At 41.1% G+C, this 6,516-nt stretch carries 8 protein-coding genes; 4 read left to right on the top strand and 4 right to left on the bottom strand.

Going from position 1 to position 6,516, the window contains the following annotated elements; genetic code table 11:
• The first annotated feature begins 165 nt into the window (after positions 1-165).
• Complete coding sequence (locus tag WB217_RS19240) at positions 166-615, top strand: hypothetical protein (protein WP_423994951.1); 450 nt, start codon at positions 166-168, stop codon at positions 613-615.
• Positions 616-685: 70 nt separating this feature from the next.
• Here WB217_RS19240 and WB217_RS19235 read toward each other — a convergent pair whose 3' ends face one another.
• Complete coding sequence (locus WB217_RS19235) at positions 686-1,855, bottom strand: MalY/PatB family protein (protein WP_423994949.1); 1,170 nt, start codon at positions 1,853-1,855, stop codon at positions 686-688.
• A gap of 85 nt (positions 1,856-1,940) precedes the next feature.
• Between WB217_RS19235 and WB217_RS19230 the strand changes: the two genes are divergently transcribed.
• Positions 1,941-2,201 carry a DUF1871 family protein gene (locus tag WB217_RS19230; protein WP_423994948.1) on the top strand — a complete coding sequence of 87 codons (261 nt, stop codon included), beginning with the start codon at positions 1,941-1,943 and terminating at the stop codon, positions 2,199-2,201.
• 19 nt (positions 2,202-2,220) lie between these two features.
• Here WB217_RS19230 and WB217_RS19225 read toward each other — a convergent pair whose 3' ends face one another.
• From WB217_RS19225 to WB217_RS19215, 3 genes are all read right to left on the bottom strand, one after another.
• Positions 2,221-3,084, bottom strand: coding sequence for an alpha/beta fold hydrolase (locus tag WB217_RS19225; RefSeq protein WP_423994946.1), 864 nt, complete (start codon positions 3,082-3,084; stop codon positions 2,221-2,223).
• A gap of 309 nt (positions 3,085-3,393) precedes the next feature.
• Positions 3,394-3,642 carry a helix-turn-helix domain-containing protein gene (locus WB217_RS19220; RefSeq protein WP_423994945.1) on the bottom strand — a complete coding sequence of 83 codons (249 nt, stop codon included), beginning with the start codon at positions 3,640-3,642 and terminating at the stop codon, positions 3,394-3,396.
• Positions 3,643-3,731: 89 nt separating this feature from the next.
• The gene (locus WB217_RS19215; protein WP_423994944.1) at positions 3,732-5,075 is read right to left on the bottom strand and encodes a sodium-dependent transporter; all 1,344 of its coding nucleotides are present in this window, start codon (positions 5,073-5,075) and stop codon (positions 3,732-3,734) included.
• 320 nt (positions 5,076-5,395) lie between these two features.
• On the opposite strand from WB217_RS19215, the gene yugI reads away from it, so the two are divergent.
• Together yugI and WB217_RS19205 are read left to right on the top strand one after the other, a co-directional pair.
• Positions 5,396-5,791 carry a S1 domain-containing post-transcriptional regulator GSP13 gene (gene yugI, locus WB217_RS19210; protein ID WP_207502143.1) on the top strand — a complete coding sequence of 132 codons (396 nt, stop codon included), beginning with the start codon at positions 5,396-5,398 and terminating at the stop codon, positions 5,789-5,791.
• Between the two features lie 197 nt (positions 5,792-5,988).
• The coding region (locus tag WB217_RS19205; protein ID WP_423994942.1) for an aminotransferase class III-fold pyridoxal phosphate-dependent enzyme at positions 5,989-6,516 on the top strand (528 nt) is incomplete at its 3' end.

Raw genomic sequence — 6,516 nt, 5'->3', positions numbered from 1 at the left:
TGGGGGTCAGACCCCCGGTGCTGTGACGCGTTAAACTGTGATGGGAAATTCACTTTAAAGGGAGAGGGTTTAAGCGTTTTAAAAAAGGGGTAAAAGTCATGTTTTCATTATTTCAGGAAAGGTTTATAATACAATTTATAACTTAAAAATGAGTAGGGGTATAAATTGAAGGACTTACAGATAAAGAGTATTGTCGATCAAATTCTTATCCAGTCGGGAAGCAGTGTGAAGGTGGAACTTGAATCATATTTTCCTGGAGACCGGTTTGCGGGCGGGAAATATAATTTCGCAAGTCACACCATCACTTTATATATTGAAGAAATCAAGGCTCAGTGCCAACAAATCTTTTCTTCATTAGATCATTTCGAGGATTACCTCGCTGTAGTCTTTGCTCATGAAATTGGGCATGCTGAGGACAGCCAGCTGGCTGATTTAATTGAGCAGCTGGATTCGAGTAACAATGAATACACGAGAACTGGCATTTCCTTGAATATCGAAAAAAATGCTTGGGACTATGCAATGATGGTAATCCCTCAAAAACTTCATCCATTCATGGACACAATCATACATTATTCACTTCAGCCATACTATGAAGCACTTGAGATAAGTGCTTAAATGCATAAAAAGATGAGCCAGACCTGCGATGGTCTGGCTCATCTTTTTTTGCTTGATGGTAACTGAACTCTTAGCTAAAAGCTGTTTTCAATCTGTCCAGACCCTCTAGCAAGGTTTCGCGCGGGCATGCCAGGTTCATCCTGACGAAGCCTTCTCCGCCTTCGCCGTATTTCGTTCCTGGCTCAAGAGCCAGTTTCCCTTTGTACAGCAGTTTTTCTTTTATTTCTTCATCACTTAAACCAAGCTCCTTGCAGTCAATCCATAGCAGGTAGGTAGCATCTGCCTGCATAGGTTTAAGTGCTGGCAGGTTTTCTTTCATAAACTCAGTGGCAATCTCCATATTTTCATGCAAATAGACCAGCAGATTTTCCAGCCATTCCTCTCCACCGCGATAGGCGGCTTCCATTCCGGCAACCGCAAATGCGTTCAAAGTAAAGAATCCTTGCTGCTGCTGGATTTCCTTGAATTTATCCTTTAGTTCCTTATTCTGGATAATGGCTGCCGAAGCTTGAAGTCCCGCCAAGTTAAACGTTTTGCTCGGTGCAACAAATGTTGCTGTAATATTCATGAACTCTTCTTTTATCGAAGCGAATGGTGTATGCACATTCGGCTTGAAAACGAGATCGGAATGGATTTCATCCGAAACGATCAGGCAATTATGCTTTACACATAAGTCGCCGAGTTTTTCGAGCTCAAGCTTCGTCCAGACCCTGCCGCCAGGATTATGCGGGTTGCACAGGATGAATAATTTAACCCCGTCTTTCAATTTTTCTTCAAAATCCTCGAAATCCAGTTCATAGCGGTTATTTTCATAAAATAATTTTGACGTGACAAGCGTCCTGTCATTATTCTTCACCATATTGAAAAATGGAGTATATACAGGAGAATGAACCAAGACCTTGTCGCCTTTTTCCGTGAAAGCACGTATCGCTGTACTGATGGAAGGCACGACACCCTCGCTATATAGAACTGAGGATTTTTCAATCTCCCAGCCATGTCGATTTTTCAACCAATGTTGAAGGGCTTCAGTAACCGTAAAAGGCACAAAGGTATATCCAAAAACCCCATGGTCGATCCTGTCTTTAAGAGCGTCACAAACAGCCTTGGGGGGCTGGAAGTCCATATCGGCGACCCACATCGGCAGCACATCCGCCGTTCCAAATATATTTTCAGTTAAATCCCATTTCACTGAACTAGACCTGCTCCGATCAACCACTTTGTCAAAATTAATCTTATCCACTATGTACGCACCGCCTTTTCCTGAATAATTTATCTATCACTACGTTTATGATAAAATACTTTTAAAAATAAATCAGGTGATTGAATTGGAATCTAAAGAACTTAGCTATAAATTAATAGATATTTTGAATAAGTGGGATCCTTTTAACGTTGGAGAAGGGGAATTTGATCCGGAAATCGCCGATATCCTCCAGGCGGTCCATGATTTCGACGATGCTGATAAAATTGCAAAAAGAATTCAGTCTGTATTCGAATTTTCATTTGAACAGCTATTGCCATACAAAGAATGCCGTTTAATCGCTAACACATTGCTTTCAATCAAGAATGAGGATGTTTGCTCAATATAAACTTGGGAAACGGCAGCCATCAACGGCTGCCGTTTGCTGTAACTTCGACTCTTTCCTCTGCGTCAATAAATTGATTGATCAGCTGGTGGACATCCTCCGGCCGTTCTTCCGGTACAAGATGGCCTGTTTCCTTCAAAATAACCAACTTGGAATTCTTCAAATCCTTCTTTAATCTTCTTCCGACACTGACAGGGACAACCTTATCGTGTTCACCCCAGATCATCAGGCAAGGTGCATCGATATTTTTTAGCTCTTCAGAAGTCAAATCGCCCTCTCGATGCCTGATCATCATCGTCAATGCTTTAAAAATGTCATCCTCAAAAAAAGGGGATAAGTAGCCGTAAAGCATTTCATCATTAATCATGGAATGGTCATACACAACATTTTTCAGGTTTTGTTTCACACCAGACTTTGCGAGATGGAATTTTACATATAGGTGAAAATAAGGGATATAACTCGTCAGCACAAGCGGAAACTTTGCTTTCTTTAAATAGCCTGAACTGCAGAGTAAGATACCCTTTTTTGCATAATCCGGGTAATGCAAGAGGATGTTTAAAGCAATTTGCCCGCCCATTGAATGACCGACCACATTATACTTGCTGATTCCAAGTGACTTCATCAATTCAACTACAGTTGCAGCCATGTTTTGGTAAGAATATTTATAACTTGAAACCTTGCCGCTCTTTCCAAATGGCGGGAGGTCCACGGATATGACGTTATAATCCTCTTTTAGCAGCGGAATCAAATGCCTGAAGCTGAAAGTAGAGGAAAGAAAACCATGGAGCAGCACGAGTGTTTCATCGGAAGCAGTGTGTACATAGTGTTCATAATACAAATCAATTCCGTTAATGGTTTTATTCCTTGAGAACGTAACATCTTCCATTTCAGCTTTCACTCCTGACATTATTTACGGAATATGTAAGGTATGCCATTTATTTTCCCCGTTATTCAAAAGTTCACACACATAACTTGTAAAAAGCCCGAAAACAAAAAAAGATGGACATCCGAATATGGATGTCCATTCAAAAAAGGGGGGAATACTAGAAAGCCTTATACGATAAGGATAACCAGTTTGCCAGAATGATATACATGTAAAATTTATTTATTTCCGTTACTTTTTATAAAAAAATAAGGAGCGAGAATTTCTGCCCCTTAATCGGTAGAGTTCATTAATTTTAGAAGATAGCGGCTTTTACATACTGCTTGTTGTTGGATCAGCTTCTGATGGAGCGGTAGTGTAGATTTGCTGCCCCATCAGTTCGGAAGCCGGGACATCCAGTACAGTCGAGATCTTTAAAACTGTCTGCAAATTAGGTATTTGCTCACCATTTTCGTATCGTTCGATTGTCTGCGCGCCAACCCGTGATTTTAAAGCAAGCTCCTCTTGGGACATTCCTTTTTGCATTCGGCAATTTTTGATATTCTGGCCAATCGCATTCATCGATCCTCACCTCCAGAAAATATCTCTTAATATAATTTTATCAGAAAAAAGTTGGATATTTCGTCTGCAATGTGAACTTTTTCTTAACTTTACAATATGCCTATCGACTGTAAAAAGACAATGCCAATGCCAACAGGAACGATGTAGCGAATTGCGATATACCAAATGTTAAATAATAACCGATTTTTTCCTGCTCCAGTTTCAAGCTCCTGCCTTACCAATTTTCGCGGAAGTACATAGCCTGCAAAAATGGCAATGAAGAAAGCGCCAAGCGGGAGACCGATATTGCTCGTAATAAAATCAGCAAGATCGAAGAATGTCTTCCCGAAAAATTTCACGTCTGATAAAACGCCAAAGGAAAGGGCATTTGGTATTCCGGCAGCAAATACGAGCATCCCTGCGATCCAGGCGAATTTCTTCCTCTTCTCCACATTCCCCTTCGAAAGTACAGCAACGATGATCTCTAAAATGGAAAAGGCAGATGTCAATGTTGCAAACAGAAGCAAGACTAAAAAAATCGTTAAAAATAGTCCGCCATATGCAATTTGGTCAAATACAGCCGGCAAGACGACAAAGACCAGGCCAGGTCCTGCCTCAGGTTCAAATCCAAGTGCAAAGACTGCAGGGAAAATGACCAGTCCAGCGAGCAGCGAGATAAAAATGTTCAAGCCTACGACAGAGAATGCTGATTTCGTCAGGCTTTCACCTCGTGATAAATACGAAGCGTAGGTGACCATCACAGAAAGGCCGACACTTAAGGCGAAAAAGGACTGGCCTAGTGCCAGCAGCACGGTTTCAGCAGTGACTGCAGACCAATCAGGCTTCAAAAAGAACTCAACGCCCTCCATTGCTCCTTCGAGCGTGAGTGAACGAATTACCAGAACAATGAAAATGATAAATAGTGCGGGCATCATATATTTGCTGGCCTTTTCAATCCCCTGCTGAACACCGCCCTGAACAACCCAGATGGTAAGCAGTATGAAAAGGAATTGCACGGCCACTGCCTCAAGAGGATTAGCAATGATCTGTTCGAAAGTGGAACCATACTCAGCCTGTGTCAGGCCGGATAATGATCCAGTCAAGCTTCGTCCAAGGTAAGAAAGGATCCATCCCCCAACAACACTATAGAATGAAAGGATGATGAAGGATGCGATGACACCGCCGTAGCCAAGCAACGGCCAGGCGCTTTGAGGAGCGAGATGTTTATAAGACATTACCGCGTCTTTCTGAGTGTTCCGGCCAATGATGAATTCAGCTAATAAAATCGGTGCTCCGATAAATATGGTCATGAGCAGGAAAAGGATCAGAAAAATGCCGCCTCCGTTTGTACCCGCCATATAAGGAAACTTCCAGATTGCCCCAAGGCCTATTGCCGACCCAGCAGCCGCAAGGATAAATCCAAGCTTAGAGGTCCATTGTTCATGCTTGTCCATATAAAAACTCCTTTTAAAAATCTACTGAAAAAAGAAAGTCAATTTAGTTTTCTGATAAAACAGAAAATTACTTATCCATGTTACTATTTATTCAGGTAAAAGCATAGTATTTTCAGTTTTCACTCATTAATGTAACTTTGTACTATTTTTTGAAACAAAAACCGAAAACCGTCTTTAACATGTAAAGTAGTAACCGGATAAAATTTGGAAACCCCTAAATAAGAATTATATTATTCCTTTTGATTAAAACTACAATATATGATATAATTTTTAATTGCGTATTAATGGGATAAAATACAACAAAATTTAGGAGTGTTTCGATGTCAGAGAAAATTGAAGTAGGCAGTGTTTTAACAGGAAAAGTTACAGGAATCCAGCCATATGGCGCTTTCGTTGCATTAGATGAAAATACACAAGGTCTTGTGCACATTTCAGAAATCACTCACGGCTATGTTAAGGATATCAACGAGCACCTTACAGTTGGCGACGAAGTGAAAGTGAAAGTTTTGTCAATTGATGAAGCTGCTGGAAAAATTGGCTTATCTATCCGTGCAACTGAAGAAGCTCCTGAGCAAGTTCAACGTGCACCAAAGAAGCCACGCGCTAAGCGTCCAGCTGCAGTTGTTCAATACCAGGATGATTCAGCTCAAGGCTTCAACACTTTGAAGGATAAGCTTCAAGAGTGGATCGATCAGTCAGACATGGCTAAGAAGTAATATCTTTTGAAAAACCGGACAATTTAGTCCGGTTTTTTTTATGGCCGGAATCCTACCATGTTCTCCTAAAAATATGATGAATCAAGAAAATCTCCACAATTCCGATTTTTCTTATTTTATGGGGTTACAATAGCATGAGTCTACAGGTTACAATATGATTGTCTAACCAATTTTTTCATTGGAACGGAGGAAGATTTATGACTACAACAAAAACAAACTTTCTGATTGAACAGACAGAAAAGTATGGCGCAAATAACTATCATCCACTGCCGATCGTTATTTCTAAGGCAGAAGGTGTTTGGGTAGAGGATCCAGAAGGCAATAAATATATGGACATGCTAAGTGCTTACTCTGCAGTGAATCAGGGACATCGCCATCCAAAAATCATCCAGGCTCTTAAAGATCAGGCTGACCGAGTGACGCTGACGTCAAGAGCTTTCCATAATGACCAGCTTGGCCCTTGGTATGAAAAAATCTGCAAAATGACGAATAAACAAATGGCGCTGCCTATGAACACTGGAGCAGAGGCTGTTGAAACAGCTATTAAAGCTGCACGTCGCTGGTCTTACGATGTGAAAGGTGTAGCTGAAGACCAGGCTGAAATCATCGCTTGTATCGGTAATTTCCATGGCCGGACAATGACTGCGGTTTCGTTGTCTTCTGAGGCTGAATATAAACGGGGCTTTGGGCCGATGCTTCCAGGAATAAAATTGATTCCTTATGGA

This window comes from Mesobacillus sp. (assembly GCF_049588175.1).
In the GTDB taxonomy this organism is placed as follows: Bacteria; Bacillota; Bacilli; order Bacillales; family Cytobacillaceae; genus Mesobacillus.
The sequence above is the reverse complement of the archived record's forward strand: the minus strand, read 5'-3'. Positions and strand labels throughout refer to the sequence as shown.

What these genes read in the sequence shown, in the direction of transcription:
- WB217_RS19225 (WP_423994946.1), bottom strand. Translation starts at nt 3,084, where the DNA reads ATGGAAGATGTTACGTTCTCAAGGAATAAAACCATTAACGGAATTGAT.
- WB217_RS19220 (WP_423994945.1), bottom strand. Translation starts at nt 3,642, where the DNA reads ATGAATGCGATTGGCCAGAATATCAAAAATTGCCGAATGCAAAAAGGA.
- WB217_RS19215 (WP_423994944.1), bottom strand. Translation starts at nt 5,075, where the DNA reads ATGGACAAGCATGAACAATGGACCTCTAAGCTTGGATTTATCCTTGCG.
- yugI (WP_207502143.1), top strand. Translation starts at nt 5,396, where the DNA reads ATGTCAGAGAAAATTGAAGTAGGCAGTGTTTTAACAGGAAAAGTTACA.